Here is a 24864-nt window from a genome sequence, read left to right as displayed (position 1 = left end):
TTTTCAAGCGTTTTTCAGTGTTGTTAAGCGAGCCGACACCGCCCGACTCGTGGACTATCCTCGTTTCGCGCCGATGCATCTCGAAACGCAACGGGAAACCGCATCCTACGCCACGCACACGACAAAAAACCCCGCCGGCGAACCGGCAGGGTTTGAGCATTCGACAACGCGAAAGCGTTTAGGCGAGCGCGCTCAGTCGCTTGGTCAAGCGCGAGAATTTCCGCGAAGCGGTGTTGCGATGCATGACGCCCTTGGCGACACCGCGCGCCAGTTCGGGCTGCATCGCTGCCATCGCTGCGGTGGCGGCAACCTTGTCGCCCGATTCGAGGGCTGCTTCGGCCTTCTTTACGAAGGTGCGGATGCGGCTTACCCTCGCACCGTTGATTTCTGCGCGACGCTCGTTGCGCCGGATACGCTTTTTCGCCTGTGGCGTATTCGCCATGCCGTCCTCGAACCTGCTAATTGGGATGGGCGTGGAACGAAGCTCCATTGCCCGGGAAAGCGCGGCCCATACCCAAGCTGGTCGTCGGGGTCAACCTTTAGCGCTGGCATTGCGGACAAAAGAAGGTCGATCGCCCGCCTTCGACACGCCGGCGAATCACCGTGCCGCAGCCGCATAATTCGCCCTCGCGACCATAAACGCGCCATTGTTTGGAAAAATAGCCGAGTTCGCCATCGGGGCGTGCATAATCGCGCAAGGTTGAGCCGCCGGCTTCGATCGCGGCGACCAGCACGTCGCGGATCGCCGCGACCAACGGCGCGATTCGCCTGGTGGCGATTCGCCCGCCGGCGCGGTTGGGGGCGATGCCCGCCATGTGCAGCGCCTCGCACACATAGATGTTGCCAAGGCCGGCGACGGTGCGCTGGTCGAGGAGCAGCGCCTTCACCGGCGATATCCGATCGGCGAACGCCGCCGCCAGATGCGCGGGGGTGAAATCCTCGTCCAGCGGCTCGGGGCCGAGCGCGGCGAACGGACCCCACTTGGCGATGTCGGCGGTTGGTACCAGATCGACCGACCCGAAGCGCCGCGGATCGTTGAGCGCCAGCCGCCTGCCCTCGTCGGTCTCGAGCACCAGATGGTCGTGGATCAAATCCTCGCTCGGATCGACCCGCCACCGCCCCGACATGCCGAGGTGAAAGACGAAGGTGTCGCCGCGATCGGTGTCGATCAGGCCATATTTGGCGCGCCGCCCGAGCGACGTGACCCGCGCGCCGGTCAGCCGCTGGCCCAGATCGACGGGCATCGCGCGGCGCAGATCGGGGCGGTTGGCGCGCACGCCGACGATCCGCCGCCCCTCGAGCACGGGGCGCAGCCCACGCACCGTGGTCTCGACTTCGGGAAGCTCTGGCATACCGGCTTTGAGCTAGGCGCGCGGGCGCGCCGCCACAAGTGTCGCCATTGGGCTTGGCAGGACAGTCGCAAACCGCCATTTGGACGGGCATGACCGACACCGTCTCCTTCGGCTACGAAGAAATCGCAGCGACCGCCAAGACCGCCCGCGTCGGCGAGGTCTTCACCAATGTCGCCGGCAAATATGACGCGATGAACGACGCCATGTCGGCGGGCATGCATCGCGTGTGGAAGGACGTGTTCGTCCGCCGCGTGAAGCCGCGCGCGGGCGAGACGATCCTCGACATGGCGGGCGGCACCGGCGACATCGCCTTTCGCATGGTCGAATCGGATGCGGCGATCACGGTTGCCGACATCAACCCGGCGATGCTCGACGTCGGCATCGCGCGCGCCGCCAAGCGCGACATTTCGGGCTTGGTGTGGACCGAGGCGAATGCCGAGACGCTGCGCTTCCCCGATCGCTTCTTCGACGCCTATACGATCGCCTTCGGCATCCGCAACGTGACCGACATCCCCAAGGCATTGCGCGAGGCGCACCGCGTGCTCAAGCGCGGCGGGCGCTTCTATTGCCTCGAATTCTCGACGACGTTGTGGCCGGGCTTTGCCGAGGTGTACGACGCCTATTCGCACCGGCTGGTGCCAAAGCTCGGCAAGCTGATCGCCAATGACGAGGACAGCTATCGCTACCTGATCGAATCGATCCGCCGCTTTCCCGACATGGCGCGCTTCGAGGCAATGATCGGCGAAGCGGGCTTCGTCCAGACCAAGGTCGAGCCGATGCTGGGCGGGCTGGTGGCGATCCACAGCGGCTGGAAGATTTGATGGGGTTCGCATCATCCCCCCTCCCGCTCGCGGGAGGGGCCGGGGGTGGGGATTTGGCTCCACCAAGCTCCACGTTTGCGGACATGCCCTCCCCTAACCCCTCCCGCAAGCGGGAGGGGGATTTCCGTTGACTGCGCCTGCCATCCATCTGCTGCGGCTGCTGAAATGGGGTCGCATCCTGGCGCGTCATGGCGCGCTGACCGGGATCGAGCGCAACCCCAACACCCCGCCGGCGCTTCGCCGGCTGTGCCGGGTAGCGCGGATCGGCGCGCGGGTGCCCAAAGTGCCGGCTTATGCCGACGCGTTCCAGGCGATCGGCCCCGCTGCGATCAAGCTGGGGCAGACGCTCGCGACCCGCCCCGACCTGGTCGGCGACGTCGCCGCGCACGACCTGCTTCGCTTGCAGGACGCGCTGCCGCCGGTGCCCTATTCGGTGATCTGCGAGGCGATGAAGGCGAGCTTCGGGAAGCCGCTCGAATCGCTGTTCCTCGATATCGACGAGACGCCGATCGGCGCCGCATCGATCGCGCAGGTTCATCGCGCGACCACCACCGACGGCCGCCGCGTGGCGATCAAGGTCATCCGCCCCGGCGTCGAGACCGAGTTCGTCCGCGCGATCGAAACCTATGAATGGGCGGCGGCGCAGATCGAGCAGATGGGCGGCGAGCTCGCCAGGCTTCGCCCGCGGCTGACGATCGACCAGTTCAAGCGCTGGACGCTGCGCGAGCTCGACCTGCGGCGCGAGGCGGCCTCGGCCTCCGAGCTCAAGAACAACATGCAGGCGCAGCCCGATTTCATGGTGCCCGAAATCGATTGGCAGCGCACCACCGGCAAGGTGATGACGCTCGAATGGATCGACGGCATCAAGCTGTCGGACAAGCAGGCGCTGCTCGCCGCCGGGCACGACCTGTCGGCGCTGTCGCAGACGCTCGTGAAGGCGTTCCTGCGCCAGGCGATCGCCGAGGGCTTCTTCCACGCCGACATGCACCAGGGCAATTTGTTCGCGCTGGCCGACGGCCGGATCGCCGCGATCGATTTCGGCATCATGGGGCGGATCGACCGGCGCGCGCGCGTCTGGCTCGCCGAGATCCTGTACGGTCTGATCACCGGCAACTACACGCGCGTCGCCGAGATCCATTTCGAGGCGGGATACGTCCCCGCGCATCACAATATGGCCGAGTTCGCGACCGCCTTGCGTGCGGTCGGCGAGCCGGTGCGCGGGGTGGCGACCAAGGACATGTCGGTCGGCATGATGCTCGACAGCCTGTTCAACATCACCCGCGAATTCGACATGCAGACCCAGCCGCATCTGCTGCTGCTGCAAAAGACGATGGTGATGGTCGAGGGCGTCGCGACCAGCCTCGATCCCGACGTCAACCTGTGGGACGTCGGCGCGCCCTTCATCGGCGAATGGATCCGCACCGAATTGGGGCCCGAGGCGGCGCTCGCCGACCGGCTGATGCTCGACCTCAAGACCTTCGCGCGGCTGCCCGATCTCATCCGCAACATCGAGCTTCGCTATCCCGCGCCGGGCGGCGCGCCGCCTGCCCCGCCGCTGCGCGACATCCAGATCGTCCGCGTCGGCGGCGGCTGGCGCTATGTGCTGGTGGCCGCCGCAGGGCTCGCGCTGGGCGCGGGCGCGATGTTCGCGATCGGATGAGGCACAAGCCGCCGTTGTGGCTGCGCGCGCCCAGCCGGTTCGCGGGGCTCGGCAAGACACAGGCGCGGCTGCTGCTGGCATTGGCGCTGCTGCTGGTGCTGCTGTCGTTCCAGGCGCTGTTCCTGCCGCCGCTGATCGCCAGCGGAGGCGCGAGCAATGCGGCGGCGGGCGATGGCGACCTGCTGCTGTACGAAAGCATCGTGTCGGGGCTGCACGCCGGCGGCGATTATTACAGCGTCGCCGCCGATTTGCTGCGTTCTGGCAATTATCCGCTCCGCCCGTTCGTCACCTTCCGCCTGCCCACGCTCGCGGTGGTGCAGGCGAGCCTGCCGCCCTTCCTGGCCGGGTCGCTGATGATCGCGATCGCCGCCGCCGCGGGCGTGGTCTGGCTCAACCGCCTGCGCGCCGAAGCCTTGGGGAGCGCGCCGGCGTTGCTGGTCGCCGCGGTGATGCTCGCGGGCGGGCTCATCGCCTTCGTCCAGACCAGCCTATGGGCATTCCACGAATTCTGGGCGGCACCGCTGATCGCGCTGTCGCTGGGGCTGCGGCGCCCCGGGAGCTGGGTGAGCGCCGCCGCGATCGGGCTGATGGCGGTGCTGATCCGCGAAACCGCTTTGGTCTATCTGGTCGTCATGGCGGTGTTCGCCTGGACCGAGGGCGAACGGCGCGAGGCGCTGGGCTGGGGCGCGGCGATCGGGCTGTTCGGCGTGGCGCTCACCTTCCACGCGATCGCGGTCGCCGGGATAACCACCCCGTTCGATCCCGCATCGGGGGGATGGTCGGGGCTCCATGGATTCGGGCTGTTCGTCCGGTCGATCACGCTCGCCACCGCGCTGCAAGCGATACCGTTGTCGATCGCAGCGCCGCTGGTCGCGCTCGCGCTGTTCGGCTGGCTCGGCTGGCGCGACCCGCTGGGGCTTCGCGTCGCCGCGACGTTGGCGGGCTATGCGGTGGTGATCGCCACCTTCGGCCGGCTCGATACCTTTTATTGGGGAGTGATGGCGGCGCCGTTGCTGCTCGTCGGACTGGTGTTCGTGCCCGACAGCCTGCGCGACCTGGGCGTCGCCGCGCTCGACAGGCGGCGCGTGCGGGTGCAGAGGATCGTGCGATGAAGCGCATCCTGCTGATCGTCGGCGGCGGCATTGCCGCGTACAAGGCCTGCGAGCTGATCCGGCTCGCGCGCAAGGCCGGGATCGGCGTGCGCTGCGTCCTCACCGACGGCGGCGCGCAGTTCGTCACCCCGATGACGCTCGCGGCCTTGTCCGAGGCCCCGGTCCACACCAGCCTGTGGGATCTGAAGGACGAGGCCGAGATGGGGCATATCCAGCTCAGCCGCGAAGCCGATCTGGTCGTTGTCGTCCCCGCTACCGCCGACCTGCTGGCACGGATGGCAGCGGGGATCGCCGACGATCTGGCGACGACCTTGCTGCTGGCGACCGACAAGCCGGTGCTCGCCGCGCCCGCGATGAACGTGCGGATGTGGCAGCATGCCGCGACGATCCGTAACGTCGCGCAGTTGCGCGCCGACGGCGTGGGCGTGATCGAGCCCGACGAAGGCGCGATGGCGTGCGGCGAGTTCGGTCCGGGGCGGTTGCCCGAGCCGGCGGTGATCCTGGCGGCGATACAGCGCGCACTCTTCGGCGAGACGAAGGACGATGCTTCGACAAGCTCAGCACGAACGGTGGAACAGCGCGCGCGCTCGCTCGCGGGCAAACACGTTCTCGTTACCGCCGGCCCGACGCATGAGCCGATCGACCCCGTCCGCTACATCGCCAACCGTTCGTCGGGCCGCCAGGGCTTCGCGATCGCGCAGGCGCTGGCCGAGCGCGGCGCGCGGGTGACGCTGGTGGCGGGGCCGGTGACCCTCCCCACCCCTGCCGCGGTCGATCGCGTCGATGTCGAGACCGCGCGCGAAATGGCCGATGCGGTCGCCGCCGCGCTCCCCGCCGACGCCGCGGTGATGGTCGCCGCAGTCGCCGACTGGCGGGTCGAGGCGACCGCGGACCAGAAGCTCAAAAAGGGCACGATGCAGCCCGCGCTCGCGCTCGTTCCCAATCCGGATATTCTCGCAACGCTGGGGGCGAGCCCCGACCGCCCGCGCCTGCTGATCGGCTTTGCCGCCGAGACCGAGAATGTCCTCGGCCACGCCGCCGCCAAGCGCACCGCCAAACATGCCGACTGGATCGTCGCCAACGACGTATCGGGCGACGTGATGGGCGGCGACGCCAATACCGTCCACCTCGTGACCGCGCTCGGCGTCGAGCAATGGGAGCGCCTGCCAAAGGCCACCGTTGCAGCGCGGCTAGCCGACAGGATCGCCGATGCGCTGCTCTAGCCTGCTCCCCGCCTTGCTCACCCCCGTGCTGCTGCTAGCCGGTTGCGCCGCCACGCCGCGCGCCGCGATGCTCGAACCGCCGCTTGCGGGCACGACCTTCGGCAGCGTCAAGCCCGCCAAGGTCGAGACGCTGGTGATCGTCGTCCATGACGATACCGACACCGCGCCGTCGCATGCCGGGTTCGCCGAGCGGGCGGCGGCGGCGATCCCCGATGCCGCGGTCGTCGCGCTGCTGCGTCCCGGCTATGGCAGCACCGGCGGGATTGTGTCGCCCGGGCTGCGCGGCGCGGGCAATGGCGATGCCTATACCGCCGAGATCGTCCGGCTGCTCGGCGAAACCGTCGCCGCGCACCGCCAGCGTTATCCGCGCGCGCGCACCATTTTGGTCGGCGACGGCGGCGGCGCGGCGCTGGTCGCCAACCTTGCGGGCACCCGGCCCAGGCTCGTCGACGGGATGCTGCTCGTCGGCTGCCCCTGCACCCTGCCCGAATGGCGCGCGATGATGGCGAAAGCCAGGCCCGGCAAGGGGTTCAACCGCCCGGTCGAGAGCCTCGATCCGCTGCAGACCGTCGGCGGGATCGCGGTGACGACGCGTACCGCGATCATGGTGGGGGAGAATGACCGGATCACCCCGCCGCGGATCGCGGGCACCTATGCCGAGGCGCTGGCGCTGCGCGGGATCGCGATCGACTTTCGCCGGCTGCCGGGGCGCGGCCACGACATTTTGAACGATACCGAGACGCTGCAGGCGCTTGCCCGCCTCGCGCGACCGGTGCCAAGCCAGGTAGCGACCCGATGACCGCCCTTCCCCCGATCCGTATCGCGCTCAAGCGCCTGCCGCACGGCCAGGGCCTGCCGCTGCCGGCCTATGCGACGCAGGGCGCTGCGGGGATGGACATCGTCGCGGCCGAGACGGTCATGCTCGCGCCGGGCGCGCGGCATGCGGTGGCGACCGGCTTCGGAATCGCGATCCCTGAGGGGTATGAGGTGCAGGTCCGTCCGCGCTCGGGGCTAGCGCTCAAGCACGGCATCACCTGCCTCAACACGCCGGGGACGATCGACAGCGACTATCGCGGCGAGGTGAAGGTGATCCTTGCCAATCTGGGCACCGAGGCGTTCGAGGTCGTTCGCGGCGAGCGGATCGCGCAGCTGGTGCCCGCGGCCGTGCAGGCCGCCACCGTCGCCGAGGTCGAGACGCTCGACGAGACCGCACGCGGCGCCGGCGGCTTCGGGTCGACGGGGCGCTGATGCTGTGGGCGCTGCTCCTGGCGCAGGCGATCCCGCCGGCGCTGCCGCTGCCCTCGCGGCCCGGCCAGACGATCGCGTGGGAGGAGCTGCCGGCGTTGTCCTATCGCGAGCCGCCGACGATCAGCCCGCAGATCACCGCCTTTGTCGTCGGCGAAGTGAAGGCCGGCCGCTGCAAGCCCAATTTGTTCGGCGCGACTCGGCAGGCGATGCAGGTCGACATCGCGGTGCTGGTAACCCCCGAATTCGGCGCGCGGGTGACGATCCCGCGCGCGATCGACTGCCCGACGGTCGAGCAATATGCTGCGGGGCTGGTGCTAGGCTTCGCGCGCAACAACCTGCCCGCGCGGGTGACCGCCGCACCGCGCTGGTACCGTGCCACCATGACCTTCGAATGGCCGATCTGACGCTTACCGACCAGCAACTCGATCGCTACGCGCGCCACATCATCCTGCGCGAGATCGGCGGCGGCGGACAGATTCGGCTGCTGGCGGCGCATGTGGTGGTGATCGGCGCCGGCGGTATCGGTTCGCCCGCGCTGCAATATCTCGCCGCCGCCGGGATCGGGCGGCTGACGATCATCGACGACGATCGCGTCGACCGATCGAACCTCCAGCGCCAGACGTTGTTCGGCACCGACGATATCGGGCGGCTAAAGGTCGAAGCCGCGGCAGCGGCGCTGCGCCGGCTGAACCCCGATGTGACCCCGGCGCCGCGCGCGGTCCGGATCGATGCCGCCAACGCCGCCGATCTGCTCGGCGGCGCCGACTGCGTGCTCGACGGCAGCGACAATTTCGCCACCCGGCTTGCGGTCGCCGATACCGCGCTCCAGCTGCGAATCCCGCTGGTATCGGCGGCGATCGGCGCGTTCGAGGGGCAGCTGGCGGTGTATCGCGGCTGGGAGCCCGATCGCCCCTGCTATCGCTGTTTCGTCGGCAGCGACCCCGACCGCGCCGACATCAGCTGCGCCGATCAGGGCGTGCTCGGCGCGATGACCGGGACGATCGGCAGCCTCGCCGCGATCGAGGTGATCCGGACGATCGTGCCCTTCGGCGACGACATGGCGGGCAAGCTATTGCTCGCCGACGCCTTGTCGATGCGGTTCCGAACGCTGACGTTGCCCAAAGACCCAGGCTGCCCCGCTTGTGCGGTGACATAGCGGTCGCGGCACTTTATGCCCCGACATCCGTTTGGGGCCGACTCCTTACAGCAAGACCGAGATGATCCAGCGCATTTTTCGCAAGACCAAGCCCAAGCAAAGCCGGATCCCCGAAGGCCAGCGCGTCTACGCGATCGGCGACATCCATGGCTGTCTGGCCGAGACCGAAACGTTGCTCGCCAAGATCGAGCACGACAATGCCGGGCGTCCTGCCGCCGAGACGCATCTGATCTTCCTGGGCGACCTGATGGATCGCGGTCCCGATTCGGCGGGTGTGATCGAAAAGCTGCGCACCTTGTCGCTCGACTGGGCAACGCCGCGTTTCCTGACGGGCAATCACGAGGAATTGTTCCTCGGCGCGCTGGCGGGCGAACGCGATGCGCTCAAGGTGTTCGCACGCGCCGGCGGGCGCGAGACGATGCAGAGCTACGGCATGTCCCCCGCCCAGTTCGACGAAGCGACCTGGGACGATCTCGAAGCGCATCTGCCGACGCTGGTCTCCGACGAGCATCGCGCGTTCATCGAGGGGTTCGAGACGATGCTGGTGTTCGGCGACTATCTGTTCGTCCATGCCGGCATCCGCCCCGACGTGCCGCTCGACGAGCAGCGGACATCGGACCTGTTCTGGATTCGCGAACCCTTTCTGAGCCATCGCGGTAGCCTCAGCCATGTGGTGGTGCACGGTCATACCGTGACCGAAGCCGTCGACGAGCGGCGCTGGCGGATCGGAATCGACACCGGTGCCTATGGATCGGGCCGGCTCACCGCGATCGGCCTGCAAGGCACCGAGCGATGGTTCCTGTCGACGCTCGACTGACCGACACGCCGCCGGTTGCGACCGAGGCCGGCGCGCTGGCGATCATCGTCGTGACCGCCGACGTCGAGCGCTGGCGCGCGGCCGCAGCAATAGCGCAGGCCAATGCCGCGCTCGGACGGCGGACCGCGCTGTATCTTCACGAAGCGGCCACCGGCTTACTCGCCGAGGACGACGGTGCGATCGCGGGCATGCTCGAAATGGGTGTGCGGCTGGTAGCGTGCCAGACCGGCCTCGCCGCGCTCGGCCTGGCGTTGCCGCCCGAGATCGAAGCGGGCGGGCTGGTGTCGTTCCTCGCCGAGACCGGCGAGGAACGACTGATCGCCGTTTAGTCCAGCAGCTGCTGCGCGAAGGCGCGGACCTTGGGGCCGATGTCGTCGCGTGCCACTGCCAGCGCCAGATTGGCCTGGATATAGCCCGCCTTGTCGCCGCAATCATAGCGATCGCCGCCGAACTTGAAGGCGTGGAACGGCTGCTTGCCGATCAGCTGCGCCATCGCATCGGTCAGCTGGATCTCGTTGCCCGCGCCGGCCTCCTGCGTCTCGAGGATGCGCATCACCTCGGGCTGCAGGATGTAGCGACCGGGGATCATCAGGTTGGACGGCGCGGTGCCCAGCTTGGGCTTTTCGACCAGGCTCTTGACCTCGACCAGCTGGCCATCGACCGCGCCGGGTTCGACGATGCCATAGCGATCGGTCTCGTCGTCGGGCACTTCATAGCCGCACACGACGTTGCCGCCGACGCGATTATAGGCATCGACCATCTGCTTCATGCAGCCCGGCTGGCCCACCATCAGCTCGTCGGCCAGGAAGATCGCGAAGGGCTCGTCGCCGACGATATCGCGCGCGCACCACACCGCATGGCCGAGCCCCATCGGCTCCTGCTGGCGGACATAGGCGACATTGCCCGGCGTGAGCCGCGTCGCGTCGAGAATGTCGAGCGACTTGCCGCGCGCCTTCATCGTCGCTTCGAGCTCATAGGCGATGTCGAAATGATCCTCGATCGCCGACTTGCCGCGCCCGGTGACGAAGATCATCTGCTCGATCCCCGCCTCGATCGCTTCGTCGACGGCATATTGGATCAGCGGGCGATCGACGACGGGCATCATCTCCTTGGGGATCGCCTTGGTCGCCGGAAGAAACCTGGTGCCAAGCCCGCCGACGGGAAATACGGCCTTGCGAAGCGGCTTTTGCGCCATGGGAAATCTCCTGTTTACGAATGCCGCCCGCCCTAACGGTTGCGGCAGAGCGAGGCAATCACGCGAGGCAATACCGAAACGGGACTGGCGCCTGCATGCTGCGCATGCGAAGGGATCGGCATGCAAATCGTGGTCAAAGCCGTGTTCCTGGTATTGACCGCAGCAATGCTGTTCCTTGCGCTGACCCCAGGGCAGCTGGGGATGATCGTCGAAAGCGGCGAGCACCGACATCTGCTGGCGTTCACGATGCTTCCCCTGGTCGGCAGCCTTGCCTGGCCACGCCTGTCATTGCGCGTGCAGTTCGTATTCTATGCGCTGCTCGGCGGCGTGATCGAGATCGCCCAGGCCTGGATGGCGATGGGGCGGCATGGCGACTGGGGCGACTGGGCGATCGATTGCCTCGCCACCGCTGTTGCACTCCTGATCGTGGGGGTCGTCCGCGGCCGGGTATTCCCGCGCCGCCCGGACCCGCTTCCCGCCGAATAGCTTTCCCTCGTCGCCGATCTGCGGCATTCGTGGCCCACGGGTCGGGGATCGGGGACGGGATTTGACGACATTGGTTACCGGTGCTGCCGGCTTCATCGGCTATCACGTCGCCGACCGGCTGCTGTCGCGCGGCGAGCGGGTGATCGGCATCGACAATATCAACGAGTATTACGACCCCGCGCTCAAGCATGCGCGGCTCGATTCGCTGGCCGGGCGGCACGGCGATAGCTTCGATTTCCGCCGCGTCGATTTCGGCGACGATAGCGCGCTCGATGCCGTATTGGAGGACGCGAGCTTCGATCGCATCGTCCATCTCGGCGCGCAGGCGGGGGTGCGCTATTCGCTGACCAACCCGCGCGCCTATGTCCGCTCGAACCTGACCGGCCATGTCAACATTCTGGAGGTCGCGCGCGCGCGCGGGGTCGCGCATCTCGTCTATGCCTCGTCCTCTTCGGTGTATGGCGCCAATACCAAGCTGCCCTTCAGCGTCGACGATCGTGTCGATCATCCGGTTTCGCTCTATGCCGCGACCAAGAAGGCCGACGAGCTGATGAGCGAAACCTATGCGCATCTCTATCGCATCCCGCAGACGGGGCTGCGTTTCTTCACCGTCTATGGCCCCTGGGGACGCCCCGACATGGCGATGTGGCTGTTCGCCGATGCGATCATGGCGGGGCGGCCGATCGCGGTGTTCAATCACGGGAAGATGCAGCGCGACTTCACCTATATCGACGACATCGTCGACGGCGTCGTTGCGTGCCTCGACCATCCGCCCGCCGACGACGGCGCCGAGAAATCGGGCGGCAGCGTCGCGCCGCATCGGATCTACAATATCGGCAACAACCAGCCCGAGCAGCTGGGGCACATGATTGACCTGATCGAACGCGCGATCGGGCGCGAGGCGGTGCGCGAGTATCAGCCGATGCAGCCGGGCGACGTCCCCGCCACCTATGCCGATATCGACGCGATCCAGCGCGACCTGGGTTTTGCCCCGCGCACCTCGCTCGCCGAGGGGATCCCGCGCTTCGTCGAATGGTTTCGCGGCTACAACGCGCGCTGAGGACGCCGGGAATGCGAGTTAGCGGTTGCTTCACCCGCAGGCGCTAGGACCCGCCGCATGACCGACCGCCGCATCCTCATCGTCTTCGGCACCCGTCCCGAAGCCATCAAGCTGTTCCCCGTCGTCGCCGCATTGCGCGCGACCCCTGGGCTGACCGTGCGCACCTGTGTCACCGCGCAGCATCGCGGGCTGCTCGACCAGGTGCTGGCGATCGCGGGGCTGGTGCCCGACATCGATCTCGACCTGATGGAGCCCGGCCAGTCGCTCGACCGGCTCACCGCGCGGCTGCTGACGGGCCTGGGCGACGTGATGGATGCCGAACAGCCCGACCGGGTGATCGTCCAGGGCGATACCGCCACCGCGATGGTCGGCGCGTTGACCGCTTATTATCGCAAGATCCCGGTCGGGCATGTCGAGGCGGGCTTGCGATCGGGCGACATCTATCACCCCTGGCCCGAGGAGGTGAACCGGCGGATCGTCGCGCCGATCGCCGACCTGCATTTCGCGCCGACCGAAACCTCGGCAGCGGCGCTGCGGGCTGAGAATATCGCGCCGGGATCGATCCACGTCACCGGCAACACCGTGATCGACGCCTTGTTGTGGACGCAGGCGCGGATCGCCGCCGATCCTTCGCTTGCCGCCGCGCTCGATCCGCTGGCGGCGCGGTTCGCGGGCAAGCGCATCGTGCTGGTCACCACGCATCGGCGCGAGAATTTCGGCGACGGCATGGCGAATATCGCGCGCGCGATCGCCCGTATCGCGCAGCGCGACGACGTCGCCATCGTCTTTCCGGTCCATCCCAACCCCAATGTCGTCGCGGTGATGGACGATTTGCTCGGCGACCGCGATAACATCGCGCGGATCGACCCGCTCGATTATCCGCAGTTCATCCGCGCGCTCGACATGGCGCATCTGGTGCTCACCGATTCGGGCGGGGTGCAGGAGGAAGCGCCGGCGCTGGGCAAGCCAGTGCTGGTAATGCGCGAAACCACCGAACGCCCCGAAGGCGTCGCGGCGGGAACCGCCAAGCTGGTCGGCACCGGCGAGGACCGGATCGTTTCCGAAATCTTCAACCTTCTCGACGACAAGGACGCCTATTCCGCGATGGCGCGCGCCCACAATCCGTTCGGCGACGGCCAGGCTGCGGCACGGATCGCTGGGGTTGTCGCGGATGCTTTCTGATACCGAACTCAAGGTCGCAGTGCTCGGCCTCGGCTATATCGGCCTCCCCACCGCCGCGGTGATCGCGCGCACCGGCGCCAAGGTGCTCGGCATCGACGTGTCGCAGACCGTGGTCGAGACGGTCAATTCGGGGCGCGTGCATATCGAGGAGATCGACCTCGACGGGCTCGTCTCGGGCGTGGTCGCGCGCGGCAATCTGCGCGCGTCGACGCTGATCGAACCGGCCGATGTGTTCGTGATCGCGGTGCCGACCCCGTTCGGTGACGATCACGCGCCCGACATTGGCTATGTGCTCGACGCGGCGACCACGGTCGCCGCCGCGCTTAAGCCCGGCGACATGGTGATTCTCGAATCGACCTCGCCGGTCGGCACCACCGAGAAGGTCCGCGACCTGCTGGCGGCGCTTCGCCCCGACCTGAAGGTGCCGGGGATGACGCCGGGCACCCCCGACATTGCGATCGCTTATTGCCCCGAGCGCGTGTTGCCCGGCCGCATCCTGGTCGAGCTGATCGACAATGACCGGGTCATCGGCGGCATCACCCCCCGCTGCGCGCGCAAGGCGCTGCAATTCTACCGCCGCTTCGTGCGCGGTGCGTGCGTCACCACGACGTCGCGCGCGGCGGAGATGACCAAGCTGACCGAAAACGCCTTTCGCGACGTCAACATCGCCTTTGCCAACGAACTGTCGGTGGTGGCCGAGAACATGGGGGTCGATGTGTGGGAGGTGATCCGCCTCGCCAACCGGCACCCGCGGGTCAACATCCTGGCGCCAGGCCCCGGCGTCGGCGGGCATTGCATCGCGGTCGATCCGTGGTTCCTGGTGCATGGCGATCCCGAGAACACCCCGCTGATCCGCACCGCGCGCGAGGTGAACGATGCCAAGACCGGCTATACGATCGGCCGCGCCGAGGCGCTGATCGAAAGCATGCCCGGCGTGCCGGTCGCCTGCCTGGGCCTCGCGTTCAAGGCGAATATCGACGATTTCCGCGAGAGCCCCGCGCTCAAGGTGGCGCAGGCGCTGGCGAAGCGCTTCGGCGAGCGGATGCGGATCGTCGAACCCTATGCGCAGGCGCTGCCCGCGGCGTTCGACGGCACCGGCGCGCGGCTGATCGACATCGACACCGCGATTGAGGAATGCCCGATCTTCGTCGTGCTGGTCGACCACGACGTGTTCAAGTCGGTGCCGCTCGAGGAGCGCGCCGCCAAGCGCGTGTACGATACGCGCGGGATTTGGCCCGATCAGCCAGCGACGCCGCAGCACGCCGCACCGATGCTGCTGCGCACGGGCTGAGTTCAGTCGGCGGCGAGCAACGCGCGCCAGTCGCCGTCGAGCGGGACCGTGCGTTGCTGGAGGATCGGCGGCGCCTTGGGATCGGCCCGACCCGCGGCGATCGCCTCGCCCTCCTGCTGCATCCGTGCCGCGCGTTCGCGCCAGCCGGGATGCGTCGCGCTGCGAAACCAGCCGCCGGCATGGTCGGGGCCGAACTTGCGCCAGAAGGTCGCGGCGGCCAGCGGCGGATAGCCGGCATTGACCAGCAGATGGACGCTCAGGATATCGGCCTCGAGCTCGGTCTGGCGGAACAGCCGCGCGTTGCGGCCGACCCCGGCGAGCAGCCCGCGCGCGACCTTCGCCGCATCGAGCCGATCGCGGTGCCGCAGGATGTTGTGCGCGAGTTCGTGCGCGACGAGGACCGCGACCTCGGAATCGGGATATTCCTCCAACAATCGCGACGAAATCTGGACCATCTCGCCATCGGCCTCGGCATTCACCGCGTCGGATATCTCGAGTTCGAACCGGGTGCGGCAGACAGGAATCGGATCGAGCGTCGTCGTTCGCGCCTGCCCGTCGCGGATCGTCTCGACCTGCACCGGAGCAGTGGGGGACGCTTGCGCGGTGCGGTCGTATAGCGCGATCAGCGGCGCGGTGGGGGTAGCGGTCGGCAGGTCGGCGACCGCAACGTCGCCCCACTTCACCAGTGTTTCGTCGGGCATGATCTTGTCCGCTGCGGGACTCGCATCGACGGTCGCAAGGATCGCGACGTTCCCGGCAAACGCGAAATGCGCCGCCGCCGCGCGAGGGTTCGCGTCATATTGTGCGAGCGCATGCACCACCAGCCCGGTCCCCGGCGCCTGCCGGTCACACAGCGCGCGATTGGCGCGGGCGAGATCGAAGCCGATCGTCGCGAGCCGCTTGTCGAGCGCGCGAATCGCCTCGAACGTCGCCTGGCCGGTGCCGGTGATCGGCGCGGCCTGTCGGGGGGACGATCCCGCCGCAAGCGCGGTCGTCGCCAGCAACGGCGCCGCGATCAGCATGCTTTGGCGTATCAGTGATATTGCGCTGCCCATGTCATGATGTGGGGTGCCGCAGCGGGTCGTGACGGTCAACCAGACGCGAACAATGATCCCGGCGCAGCAATTCGCCGTACTGCGGTAAAGCAGTTTGCCCACCTTATCGGCAGGCGATCGCTTTTCACTAACGTCCTGTCGCTAAACACGTCGCGTAAAATGCGTCGGAATGATCGCAAACGTGTTCAATCGTTGCGCCAGTTCCTTGCAATTGCACGACGAATATGGTTTGTCGCGACCGTTGCTACAGGGCAACAACGCGGCAACTTTTTGATGGTAGCTGTCGTTGTGCGCTTGCGAAGTGGTGGCGACTATGCGACCGTCAAATCGCGTACGATACGTTTAATACAAGGGAGTTTACCCATGCGTTTGGCCAAACTACTGACTGCCGCTTCGGCAGTTTCGCTCATTGCCACGCCCGTCGTGGCAGCCACCAACAGCGCAAGCGCTCTGTCGGTTGCTAAGTCGGCTCGCGTTTCGACCACCGGCAAGAAGTCGAACGAAGCCATTGCAGGCGGCGGCATCATCGTCGGCGTTCTCGCAGCCGCAGCTGTGGTCGCGGGCATCGTGATCGTTGCAGACGGCGACGACGATTCGGACAGCAACTAATCCTTGCTGACTTGATTACGGAAACGGCGGCCCTCGCGGGCCGCCGTTTTTGGTTGTGCTTCTGACCTGACCGGTGCCGGTAAGGCCGACGCAATCGTCGTACTGGCCAGGCTTAGTGCCCGAACGTTAAGCCGAGAATGTCGAGCCGCCGCCTAGCGCGCTCAGCCCAACCCGAGCCACCAGCGGATCACCATCGCGACCGCCCCGAGCAACCCCACGCTCGCGCCCCATATCGCCGCCATCCAGCCCAGCCGCCGCCACAGCGGCTGCCGATCGGCCTCGTTGCCCTGCATCAGTGATATCCTTCGGTACCGACCTTGCCGCGGAACACCCAATAGGCCCAACCGGTGTAGATCAGGATCACCGGCACCAGCACCGCCGCACCCGCCAGCATGAACAACTGGCTCGATTCGGGGGCCGCCGCCTGCCAGATCGTGACGCTGTCGGGCACGATATAGGGGAACATGCTGATCCCCAGCCCGACGAAGCTCAATGCAAACAGTCCCAGTGCCAGCAGGAAGGGCCGCGCCTCACGCTGCTTCTTGAGCGAGCGGTAAAAGGCGAAGGCGAAGATACCCACCAGCAGCGGCACCTGGGCGGTCAACAAGATGCCCGGATAGGCCAGCCAGCGCTGATAATAGGCGTATTCGAGCGTCAGCGTCGACGCACTTACCGCCGCGATCGCCGCCAGCGTGATCACCCCGAAGCGCGCCGCAAGCCGATAGGCATGTGCCTGCGTCCCGCCTTCGGTCTTCCATATCAACCAGGTCGCCCCCAGCAGCGCATAGCCCGCGACCAGGCTGACCCCGGTCAACATGCTGAACGGGGTGAACCAGTCGAGCCAGCCGCCGCCATAGGCGCGGCCATCGACCTCGACCCCCTGGAGCAGCGCCCCCAACGTCACGCCTTGCGCGAACGCCGCGACGACCGAGCCCAGGGTGAACGCCAGATCCCACCAGCGGCGATGCCCCGGATCGCGCCAGCGCGCCTCGAACGCCACCCCGCGGAATACCAGCCCGAGCAGCATCGCGATGATAGGCGGATACAGCGCGGGCATGATGATCGCATAGGCAAGCGGGAAGGCAGCAAACAGCCCGCCGCCGCCGAGCACCAGCCAGGTTTCGTTGCCGTCCCACACCGGCGCGATCGAGTTCATCGCCTGGTCGCGCTCTTCGCCCACCCCGAAAACGGGAAACAGGATCCCGATCCCCAGGTCGAACCCGTCCATCACGATATAGGCGAAGATCGCAAAGGCGATGATTCCCGCCCAGATCGTCGCAAGGTCTGTGTTGACGTACATTATTCGGCCGGCTGCAGCGCGCCGCGCTGCCCCCCGGAGGAACGACCACCGCGCTGCTGCCCGCCCTGTTGGGTCGGGCCGGGAGTGATGCCTGCGCTGCGGATCGGCGCATCGTCCTGGATATCGGGTTCGTCGTCCTGCACACCCTTGGCCATCAGCTTGAGGATGTACCAGGTGCCAAAGCCAAACACGACGAAATAGACGAGGATGAACGCGACCAGCGAGGCACCGACCGCAGGCGCCGCGAGCGGCGACACGCTGTCTGCGGTGGTGAGCAGGTTATACACGGTGAAGGGCTGACGCCCGACCTCGGTGGTGATCCAGCCCGCGATCACCGCAACGAAGCCCGACGGCCCCATCACGATCGCCGCGCGGTGCAGCCAGGGCCAATCATAGAGCCGCTTGCGCAGCCGCGCGAACAGGCTCCACAGCCCGAGCCCGAGCATCGCGAAGCCGATGCCGACCATGATCCGGAACGACCAGAACAGGATCGACACCGGCGGCTCGCGATCGTCGGCGACGGTGTCGAGTCCCGCGAGCGGCGCGTTCAGATCGTGCTTCAGGATCAGCGAAGAGACCTTCGGAATCTCGATCGCATAGTCGATCCGCTTTTCGGCGGCGTTGGGCAGGCCGAACAGGATCAGCGGCGCGCCATCGGGGTGGCTTTGATAATGCCCCTCCATCGCCATGACCTTGGCGGGCTGATGCTCGAGCGTGTTGATCCCGTGCAGGTCGCCGGCGAAGATCTGGATCGGCGCGACGATCGCTGCCATCCACATCGCCATCGAAAACATCTTGCGCGCCGCGGCGTTCGATCGCGGCAGCTCGGGATGTGCGGTCGCAGCGGGGTGGCTGTCGCCGTCGGTTTCGATCCGGTTCTTGCCCGCGCGCGCCTTGAGCAGCTGGAAGGCGCCGACCGCGCCAACGACAAAGGCCGTGGTCAGATACGCTGCGGTAACGGTGTGGAACAGCCGATAGGGGAAGCTGGGGTTGAAGATGATCGTCAGCCACGACCCCGCGGGCACGAACTGCCCGACATCGTTCATCGCATAGCCCACCGGGGTGTGCATCCAGCTGTTGACGCTGAGGATCCAGAATGCCGAAATGAACGTGCCGATCGCCACCATGCAGGTAGCGGCGAAGTGCAGCTTCTTGCCGACGCGGTCCATGCCGAACAGCATGACGCCCAGAAACCCCGCTTCGAGGAAGAAGGCGGTCAGCACCTCATAGGCCATCAGCGGCCCCAGGATCGGCCCGGTGCGGTCGGAGAAGACCGACCAGTTGGTGCCGAACTGGTACGACATCACGATACCCGACACGACGCCCATCGCGAAGGCGACGGCGAAGATCTTCACCCAGAATTTGAAGAGGTCGTGGTACAGATCCTTGCCCGTCTTCAGCCACAGCCCTTCGAGGACCGCAAGGAAGCTCGCCAAGCCGATCGAGAAGGCAGGGAAGATGAAGTGGAAGCTGATGGTGAACGCGAACTGGATGCGCGCAAGGATCAACGGGTCGAAGGAATCGAACACGGCGGCGGAACTCCGGGTCTGGCTGCCTCTCGGCAGGCGTGACTTCAGCGGGTTCCGACATTCCTATTTCGCGCTATCGATCGCGCCCCGCGTCCGGTCCCGTGCTCCCTATATGGGTGCGCCGCAGCATGGCTCAAGCGCAATGCGAGCGAATGCCACTACGGGTGTTAGGCGGTGCGACCGGACGCAGCGGCGCTGACCTATATTAGGGGGCCGATGGCCGCCGGCGCACTGCCTGCGACTAGAAGGCCGGGCAGCGCCTTTTCGCGCTTACTGGCCGGCCGCAGGAGGCGCCGGCGGGCCGCCCGGCATCGCGCCACCCGGCATCGCGCCACCCGGCATCGCCCCGCCTGGCGCACCCTGCTGCATCATCTGCTGCTGCTGCATCTGGCGAACGACCGCCTCGGGGACGAAATCGACCATCTCGACGTCGAACACCAGCAATGCCTCGCCGGGGATCACTTCCTGGCCGGTGCTGGGATCGCGGCGCGGTTCGGCGCCGTAGGCGAGCTCGGGCTTGATCCAGAAACGATATTTCGAACCCTTGGGCATCAGCTTCAGCCCTTCGCCGAAGCCGGGCACGACTTGCGTCGGCGACATCGGGGTCGGCTGCTGGCTGGCGTCGAAGGTCTCGCCGTCGCGCAGCTTGCCGGTGTAGTTCACCAGCACCAGATCGGTATCGGTAGGGCGCGCATCGCCCTCGCCGGCTTCGAGCACGCGATATTGCAGGCCGCTCGCGGTCTGTTCGACCCCGGGCTGCCCAGCATTATAGGCGAGGAACTGCGCATTGCTGCCAGTATCGGCGACGACCGCCGCGGTACCCCTCCACGCGAGCAGCCCCGCGATCAGGACCGCGACCAGCACGCCGACCCACAGCCAGACGAGATAGCCGCGCTTGGTAGGGCGGATCGGAGCTGCGGTGGTCGACATGAGCGGGTGTCCTGGTCACGATGGAAGGTGCTGCCCCCTCCCGGTCGGGCTGAGCCTGTCGAAGCCCGCCCCGAACCATCCCCACACCCGCCGACAGTGCGGGGCGCCCTTCGACAAGCTCAGGGCGAACGGTGGATGGATTGGATGCCCGCCAAGCTAGTTGGCGGGCATGCCGATATTACCGTGCGCCGTCGCGCTCGACGCGCTTGCGCTCCAGCTTGCGCGCGCGACGGATCGCTGCGGCGCGCTCGCGGGCGCGCTTTTCGCTGGGCTTCTCATAGTGCCGACGAAGCTTCATCTCGCGATACACGCCTTCGCGCTGCAGCTTCTTCTTGAGTGCGCGCAAAGCCTGGTCGACGTTGTTGTCGCGAACGATGATTTGCATGAGGTCGGGAAACTCCGATTTCGTAACTGCAGGAAAGTCTTGGTCTATAGAATCATGGTCGCCGGAAACGAGGTTTCCGGGCGCTGTTGGGCCACGTAGCAACATGGCACGCACGTATCAACCCATATGCGCGGCTTTCTCTGGCGCCGCCGTACGCGACTTGTCCTGCCGGGCGAAGCCTCGCTAAGCCCGGTAGCAGGACAATCAGCGCGAGCGAAGCCATATGGCCATCATCACCGACAGCGACGCGCCCGCCCCACTTACCCGTGCGCGGCTTCGTTCGATTCTCGGCGGGTCGGCGGGCAATCTGGTCGAATGGTATGACTGGTACGCCTATGCCGCGTTCACGCTGTATTTCGCGCCGCGCTTCTTCCCCGGCGACGACCCCACCGTCGAGTTGCTGCAGGCCGCCGCGGTCTTCGCGCTCGGCTTCTTCATGCGGCCGATCGGCGGTTGGCTGATGGGGGTCTATTCGGATCGCAAGGGGCGCAAGGCGGGGCTGACGCTGTCGGTCACGCTGATGTGCGTCGGATCGCTCATGATTGCGGTGACGCCGACCTATGCCTCGATCGGGGTGGCCGCGCCGGCATTGCTGCTGATCGCGCGGCTGTTGCAGGGGCTGTCGGTGGGCGGCGAATATGGTGCGAGCGCGACCTATCTGTCCGAGATGGCGGGCCGCAACCGCCGCGGCTTCTTCGCCAGCTTCCAATATGTCACGTTGATCGCGGGGCAGTTGCTCGCGCTGTGCGTATTGCTGCTGCTCCAGGCGACGATGAGCGAGGCGGCGCTCGAGGCGTGGGGCTGGCGAATCCCCTTCGCGATCGGCGGCGCGCTGGCGATCAGCGTGTTCTGGCTGCGGCGCGGGCTGCTCGAGACCGAAAGCTTCGAGAATACCAAGGACGCTGGCGCGCCGCGATCAGGGTTCGTCGCGTTGCTGCGCCACCATCCGCGCGAGACGGTGACGGTGCTGTCGCTCACCGCGGGCGGCACGCTCGCCTTCTATGCCTATTCGATCTACATGCAGAAGTTCCTGGTCAACACCAGCGGCTTCGACCGCGAGACCGCATCGGCGATCAACGCCGCCAGCCTGTTCCTGTTCATGCTGCTCCAGCCCGCGGTCGGCGCGCTGTCCGATCGGATCGGGCGGAAGCCGTTGATGGTCACGTTCGGGGTGCTGGGCGTGCTGCTGACCTATCCGATCTTCACCACGCTGGCGCAGACGCGCGATGCGCTGACCGCGTTCGCGATCTGCTTCGGCGCGCTGGTGATCGTCAGCGGCTACAGCGCGATTTCGGGGGTGGTGAAGGCCGAGATGTTCCCCGCGCACATCCGCACGCTGGGGGTCGCGCTGCCCTACGCGATCGCCAACGCGATCTTCGGCGGGACTGCCGAATATATCGCCTTGTGGTTCAAGGATTCGGGGTTCGAACAGGGATTCTATTGGTACGTCACCGGGATGATCGGGGTGTCGCTGGTCACCTATCTGACGATGCGCGACACGCGCCGGCACAGCATGATCCTCGAGGACTAAACCCTAGAGGATCATCCCGCCGTCTCCGGCCTTGCGCGCCAGCACGCTGCCGATCGCGTCGAACAGCGCGTCCATCGCCACCGGCTTGAAGATCACCGCGTCGGCGCCGATCGCCATGCAGCGCTCGGCGAGGTCGACCGCGGTGTCGGCAGTGACCACGATCAGCGGCAGATTGGCCTTGGCATCGGGGCGCGCGCGGATCCTGCCGATCGCCTCGAACCCGTCCATGCCGGGCATCCGCAGATCGACCAGCACGACGTCGAAGTCGTCGACATCGATCTGGCGAAGCCCCTCTTCGGCGCGATCGGCCTCGGCCATCGTCGCGCCCGCGACGTCGAGCATGTCGCGCACGACCCGGCGGTTCATCGGGTCGTCCTCGATGAACAAGATCTTCATCGGGCTCGCTGCTTGCACGAGTGCGGGAAATGCGCCGGGACAGTCATGATTCGGTCGCTATCTGCTTATGCCGCACGGGAGACAACCCCGGTTAAGGGCTGATCGGGGCCGGATGCGGCGAACAGTTGCGCGGCAAGCGCCACCCCCGCGATCGGCTTGGCGATCACCAGGTCGGCGCCCGCCGCGATCAGCGCCGCGCGATCGTCGTCGCCGGGGTCGCGCCAAAGCACCGCGCAGCGCGCGCCCGCGTCGTGCGCAGCCTTGGCGATCGTCGGCAGCGCCGCCTCGCCACCTTGCGCGCGCAGGATCGAATCGTCGACCAGGACGCATTCGGGCGCCGCGCCGGTGATCGCGCTGGCGGCAGCGGCGGCGCTGTCGGCGAAATGGACCGTTCCTGCGCGCGGCGCGAGCAGCGTGCGCAGCATCGCGCGGGCGATCGGGTTGCCATCGACGATCAGCAGGCCGCCCTTGCCGCCACCGACCGCGAGAGCCGGCGCTGCGACTTCTACCAGCGGCAGGTCGACCGTGAAGGTCGCCCCCTGCCCCGCGGTGCTGCTGACCGCGATATCGCCGCCTAGCGCCTGCGCGAGGTTGCGGCAGATCGTCAGTCCCAGCCCGGTGCCGCCATATTGCCGCGTCGTGGTGGTATCCATCTGGCGGAACGATTCGAAGATGTCGGCGTGCTTCTCGGGCGGGATGCCGATCCCCGAATCGCGCACCACAAGGATCAGCCGCGTGCCGTCGTCACTCTTGTGCGCGCTGAGCCCGACCGACCCTTGCGCGGTGAACTTGATCGCATTCGACAGCAGGTTGAACAGCATCTGCCGCAGCCGCCCCGCGTCGGTTTCGATCCAGTGCGGCGCGGCATCGATGTCGAGGGTGAAGCCAAGCCCCTTGGCGCGCACGGGTTCGGCCCACATCCGCGCGACTTCGTGGAGCGTCTGGCGCAAATCGGCGGGCTCGGGTGCGACGGTCAGGTTACCCGTCTCCATCTTGGCGACGTCGAGGATGTCGTCGACGAGCGCGCGCATCGCCAGACCCGCGCCATGGACGATATTGACTCGCTCGCGCTGTGGTCCGGGCAGCGCTCTGTCGGCAAGCATCACCTGGGTCATGCCGAGGATGCCGTTCAGCGGGGTGCGGATTTCATGGCTGGTAGTCGCCAGGAATTCGGTCTTGGCGGCGAGCGCCTTTTCGAGCGCGACATTGGTGGTGCTGAGCGCGGTATTGGCAGCGCGGACCTGATTGCGGCTGCGCCGAAGCGTGAAGATCCCGAAGCTCAGCAGCGCGAGGATCACCAGCGCGGCGGCGGCGCCGCTGGCGAACAGGGTTTGCTGGCTGCGAACGCGCGCGCGTTCGATCTCGATGCTGGTGCGCAGCTCGTCGGCCTTGAGCCGCGCGATGCGCAATTCCTGATTGGCGAAATCGAAGCGCGCCGCCATCAGCGCGGTGTTGGTCGATGCGGCGAGCTTCGACTGTTCGTCGGTCAAGCGCCGCAATGCCTCGAGGTGATCGAGCGCCTTCGCGCTGTCGCCGAGCTTGCGGTAGATTTCATATGCGGTGACGTGCGCGTCGCGGCGCGAGGCCATCGTCGTTGCCGGATCGATGCCCACGAAACTGGTTTCGATGAGCGACTTTGCACGCGCAAGATCGCCGGCCTGAAACGCTGCACGTGCAGCGAACGCCTGGACATAGGGCTGCCACGCCTCGGCTTCGGGGGACCCAATAGTGAGGTTCCACGCCTGCTGGATGACCGAATTGGCCTGCGCGACGTCTCCTGCCTCGAGATAGACCTGGGCAAGGTTGGTCAGGATGCGCGCTTGCAGGAACGGACTATCCTGCCGCGCGGCCAATGTAAGCGCCCGGCGATACTCGCGCGCCGATTCGGCGTAGCGCCGCATATCACGAAGGCCGGCGCCCCGGTTGTTATAGAGCGTCAGCGAAAGCCGGTCGTCGCCGTCATACACTTCTTCCGACTGGTTGAAGTATCGCTCGGCAGTCCGGTGATCGCCACCATCGACATAAAGGTTGGCGATATTTTGCAGCGCAATCGCCTGCCCGCGCGGATAACCTGCCTGGCGAAAGGCTTCGTGTGCGCCTTGATATGCCTGGAGCGCGCGCGCGGCGTCGCTGCGCGCGGCGTGGATGCCGCCGAGCGTGGTGAGCGTGTCGCCATAAAGCTGCGCATCGCGCAGCCGCCTGGCGATCCGTCCGGCGTTCAGCGCCAGACTTTCGGCATTGTCGGCGCGGCCGAGCCGCACAAGCGCTTCGGCGCCCAGCCAGCGGACCGTTGCCAGTCCGAGGATGGCTTCGGGCGTCTTTTCCGATCCGACTATTCGCTGCTCGATGTCGCGTGAGGCGTTGAAAACGCCGGCGGGGTCGCGCAGCATCAGCCCCTTGGCGATTTCGATGTCCGACGCCAGGGAGTTGCTTGGTTGGGCTCGGGCGTTCGCAGCGAAGGCCGGCAACAGGAGCAACAACGCCATCCAGCGTAGCTTGCCGGTCATGCGCGACCGAGCAGGGGCC

The 24864-nt window shown here is 66.9% G+C and carries 27 protein-coding genes; 16 read left to right on the top strand and 11 right to left on the bottom strand.

Annotated features, from left to right (window positions below; genetic code table 11):
- Positions 1–178 precede the first annotated feature (178 nt).
- Positions 179–442 (bottom strand): 30S ribosomal protein S20, encoded by a 264-nt coding sequence (gene rpsT, locus NMP03_RS01975; protein ID WP_256506869.1) that lies wholly within the window; start codon positions 440–442, stop codon positions 179–181.
- A 97-nt stretch (positions 443–539) separates the two neighbouring features.
- Positions 540–1352, bottom strand: a complete 813-nt coding sequence (gene mutM, locus NMP03_RS01970; RefSeq protein WP_256506868.1) for a bifunctional DNA-formamidopyrimidine glycosylase/DNA-(apurinic or apyrimidinic site) lyase — start codon at positions 1350–1352, stop codon at positions 540–542.
- Positions 1353–1441: 89 nt separating this feature from the next.
- On the opposite strand from mutM, the gene NMP03_RS01965 reads away from it, so the two are divergent.
- The 10 genes from NMP03_RS01965 (at position 1442) to NMP03_RS01920 (ending at position 9718) form a co-directional block, all read left to right on the top strand.
- Complete coding sequence (locus NMP03_RS01965) at positions 1442–2173, top strand: class I SAM-dependent methyltransferase (RefSeq protein WP_256506867.1); 732 nt, start codon at positions 1442–1444, stop codon at positions 2171–2173.
- A gap of 127 nt (positions 2174–2300) precedes the next feature.
- Positions 2301–3833: a 2-polyprenylphenol 6-hydroxylase gene (gene ubiB / locus NMP03_RS01960; RefSeq protein ID WP_256506866.1), complete on the top strand. Its 1533-nt coding sequence runs from the start codon at positions 2301–2303 to the stop codon at positions 3831–3833.
- Complete coding sequence (locus tag NMP03_RS01955; protein ID WP_256506865.1) at positions 3830–4945, top strand: hypothetical protein; 1116 nt, start codon at positions 3830–3832, stop codon at positions 4943–4945. Before ubiB ends, NMP03_RS01955 begins: the two co-directional genes overlap by 4 nt.
- On the top strand, positions 4942–6168 hold the full coding sequence (gene coaBC, locus NMP03_RS01950) for a bifunctional phosphopantothenoylcysteine decarboxylase/phosphopantothenate--cysteine ligase CoaBC (RefSeq protein ID WP_256506864.1): 1227 nt from the start codon (positions 4942–4944) through the stop codon (positions 6166–6168). Before NMP03_RS01955 ends, coaBC begins: the two co-directional genes overlap by 4 nt.
- Positions 6155–6967: an alpha/beta hydrolase gene (locus NMP03_RS01945; RefSeq protein ID WP_256506863.1), complete on the top strand. Its 813-nt coding sequence runs from the start codon at positions 6155–6157 to the stop codon at positions 6965–6967. The genes coaBC and NMP03_RS01945 overlap by 14 nt, the downstream gene beginning before the upstream one ends.
- Entirely contained in the window at positions 6964–7416 is a 453-nt protein-coding gene (dut, locus tag NMP03_RS01940) for a dUTP diphosphatase (protein ID WP_256506862.1), read from the top strand. Before NMP03_RS01945 ends, dut begins: the two co-directional genes overlap by 4 nt.
- The gene (locus NMP03_RS01935) at positions 7416–7820 is read left to right on the top strand and encodes a hypothetical protein (protein WP_256506861.1); all 405 of its coding nucleotides are present in this window, start codon (positions 7416–7418) and stop codon (positions 7818–7820) included. Before dut ends, NMP03_RS01935 begins: the two co-directional genes overlap by 1 nt.
- Positions 7817–8572: a HesA/MoeB/ThiF family protein gene (locus NMP03_RS01930; RefSeq protein ID WP_256507979.1), complete on the top strand. Its 756-nt coding sequence runs from the start codon at positions 7817–7819 to the stop codon at positions 8570–8572. Before NMP03_RS01935 ends, NMP03_RS01930 begins: the two co-directional genes overlap by 4 nt.
- Before the next feature lie 61 nt (positions 8573–8633).
- Positions 8634–9389: a metallophosphoesterase family protein gene (locus NMP03_RS01925; protein WP_256506860.1), complete on the top strand. Its 756-nt coding sequence runs from the start codon at positions 8634–8636 to the stop codon at positions 9387–9389.
- Positions 9365–9718 carry a peroxiredoxin gene (locus tag NMP03_RS01920; RefSeq protein ID WP_256506859.1) on the top strand — a complete coding sequence of 118 codons (354 nt, stop codon included), beginning with the start codon at positions 9365–9367 and terminating at the stop codon, positions 9716–9718. The genes NMP03_RS01925 and NMP03_RS01920 overlap by 25 nt, the downstream gene beginning before the upstream one ends.
- On the opposite strand, the gene galU is transcribed toward NMP03_RS01920, so the two are convergent.
- Positions 9715–10584, bottom strand: a complete 870-nt coding sequence (galU, locus tag NMP03_RS01915) for a UTP--glucose-1-phosphate uridylyltransferase GalU (RefSeq protein WP_256506858.1) — start codon at positions 10582–10584, stop codon at positions 9715–9717. The two genes, NMP03_RS01920 and galU, sit on opposite strands and share 4 nt — an antisense overlap.
- 120 nt (positions 10585–10704) lie before the next feature.
- Between galU and NMP03_RS01910 the strand changes: the two genes are divergently transcribed.
- The 4 genes from NMP03_RS01910 (at position 10705) to wecC (ending at position 14603) form a co-directional block, all read left to right on the top strand.
- The gene (locus tag NMP03_RS01910; RefSeq protein WP_256506857.1) at positions 10705–11070 is read left to right on the top strand and encodes a VanZ family protein; all 366 of its coding nucleotides are present in this window, start codon (positions 10705–10707) and stop codon (positions 11068–11070) included.
- A 61-nt stretch (positions 11071–11131) separates the two neighbouring features.
- A complete protein-coding gene (locus NMP03_RS01905; RefSeq protein WP_256506856.1) occupies positions 11132–12130 on the top strand; it encodes an NAD-dependent epimerase in 999 nt (332 codons plus the stop codon).
- Between the two features lie 57 nt (positions 12131–12187).
- Positions 12188–13312 (top strand): non-hydrolyzing UDP-N-acetylglucosamine 2-epimerase, encoded by a 1125-nt coding sequence (gene wecB, locus NMP03_RS01900; protein ID WP_256506855.1) that lies wholly within the window; start codon positions 12188–12190, stop codon positions 13310–13312.
- Positions 13302–14603, top strand: coding sequence for a UDP-N-acetyl-D-mannosamine dehydrogenase (gene wecC, locus NMP03_RS01895; RefSeq protein ID WP_256506854.1), 1302 nt, complete (start codon positions 13302–13304; stop codon positions 14601–14603). The genes wecB and wecC overlap by 11 nt, the downstream gene beginning before the upstream one ends.
- A 2-nt stretch (positions 14604–14605) precedes the next feature.
- Here wecC and NMP03_RS01890 read toward each other — a convergent pair whose 3' ends face one another.
- A complete protein-coding gene (locus NMP03_RS01890) occupies positions 14606–15625 on the bottom strand; it encodes a M48 family metallopeptidase (protein WP_256506853.1) in 1020 nt (339 codons plus the stop codon).
- 396 nt (positions 15626–16021) lie between these two features.
- Here NMP03_RS01890 and NMP03_RS01885 point away from each other — a divergent pair, with 396 nt between their 5' ends.
- Positions 16022–16267, top strand: coding sequence for a hypothetical protein (locus tag NMP03_RS01885; protein WP_256506852.1), 246 nt, complete (start codon positions 16022–16024; stop codon positions 16265–16267).
- 161 nt (positions 16268–16428) lie between these two features.
- Here the strand turns inward: NMP03_RS01885 and NMP03_RS01880 are convergent, their stop codons facing one another.
- The 5 genes from NMP03_RS01880 to rpsU form a co-directional block, all read right to left on the bottom strand.
- Positions 16429–16560, bottom strand: coding sequence for a DUF2474 domain-containing protein (locus NMP03_RS01880; RefSeq protein WP_256506851.1), 132 nt, complete (start codon positions 16558–16560; stop codon positions 16429–16431).
- Positions 16560–17567 (bottom strand): cytochrome d ubiquinol oxidase subunit II, encoded by a 1008-nt coding sequence (gene cydB, locus NMP03_RS01875; RefSeq protein WP_256506850.1) that lies wholly within the window; start codon positions 17565–17567, stop codon positions 16560–16562. The genes NMP03_RS01880 and cydB overlap by 1 nt, the downstream gene beginning before the upstream one ends.
- The gene (locus NMP03_RS01870; RefSeq protein WP_256506849.1) at positions 17567–19096 is read right to left on the bottom strand and encodes a cytochrome ubiquinol oxidase subunit I; all 1530 of its coding nucleotides are present in this window, start codon (positions 19094–19096) and stop codon (positions 17567–17569) included. The genes cydB and NMP03_RS01870 overlap by 1 nt, the downstream gene beginning before the upstream one ends.
- 270 nt (positions 19097–19366) lie before the next feature.
- Positions 19367–20026 carry an FKBP-type peptidyl-prolyl cis-trans isomerase gene (locus tag NMP03_RS01865; protein WP_256506848.1) on the bottom strand — a complete coding sequence of 220 codons (660 nt, stop codon included), beginning with the start codon at positions 20024–20026 and terminating at the stop codon, positions 19367–19369.
- A gap of 178 nt (positions 20027–20204) precedes the next feature.
- The gene (rpsU, locus tag NMP03_RS01860) at positions 20205–20411 is read right to left on the bottom strand and encodes a 30S ribosomal protein S21 (RefSeq protein ID WP_033922075.1); all 207 of its coding nucleotides are present in this window, start codon (positions 20409–20411) and stop codon (positions 20205–20207) included.
- A 223-nt stretch (positions 20412–20634) separates the two neighbouring features.
- Here rpsU and NMP03_RS01855 point away from each other — a divergent pair, with 223 nt between their 5' ends.
- Complete coding sequence (locus tag NMP03_RS01855; RefSeq protein ID WP_256506847.1) at positions 20635–21942, top strand: MFS transporter; 1308 nt, start codon at positions 20635–20637, stop codon at positions 21940–21942.
- A 3-nt stretch (positions 21943–21945) separates the two neighbouring features.
- On the opposite strand, the gene NMP03_RS01850 is transcribed toward NMP03_RS01855, so the two are convergent.
- A complete protein-coding gene (locus NMP03_RS01850; RefSeq protein ID WP_256506846.1) occupies positions 21946–22338 on the bottom strand; it encodes a response regulator in 393 nt (130 codons plus the stop codon).
- 65 nt (positions 22339–22403) lie between these two features.
- Positions 22404–24845: an ATP-binding protein gene (locus tag NMP03_RS01845; protein ID WP_256506845.1), complete on the bottom strand. Its 2442-nt coding sequence runs from the start codon at positions 24843–24845 to the stop codon at positions 22404–22406.
- Between the last annotated feature and the right edge of the window lie 19 nt (positions 24846–24864).

This window comes from Sphingomonas qomolangmaensis, assembly GCF_024496245.1.
Taxonomy (GTDB): domain Bacteria; phylum Pseudomonadota; class Alphaproteobacteria; order Sphingomonadales; family Sphingomonadaceae; genus Sphingomonas; species Sphingomonas qomolangmaensis.
The sequence above is the reverse complement of the archived record's forward strand: the minus strand, read 5'-3'. Positions and strand labels throughout refer to the sequence as shown.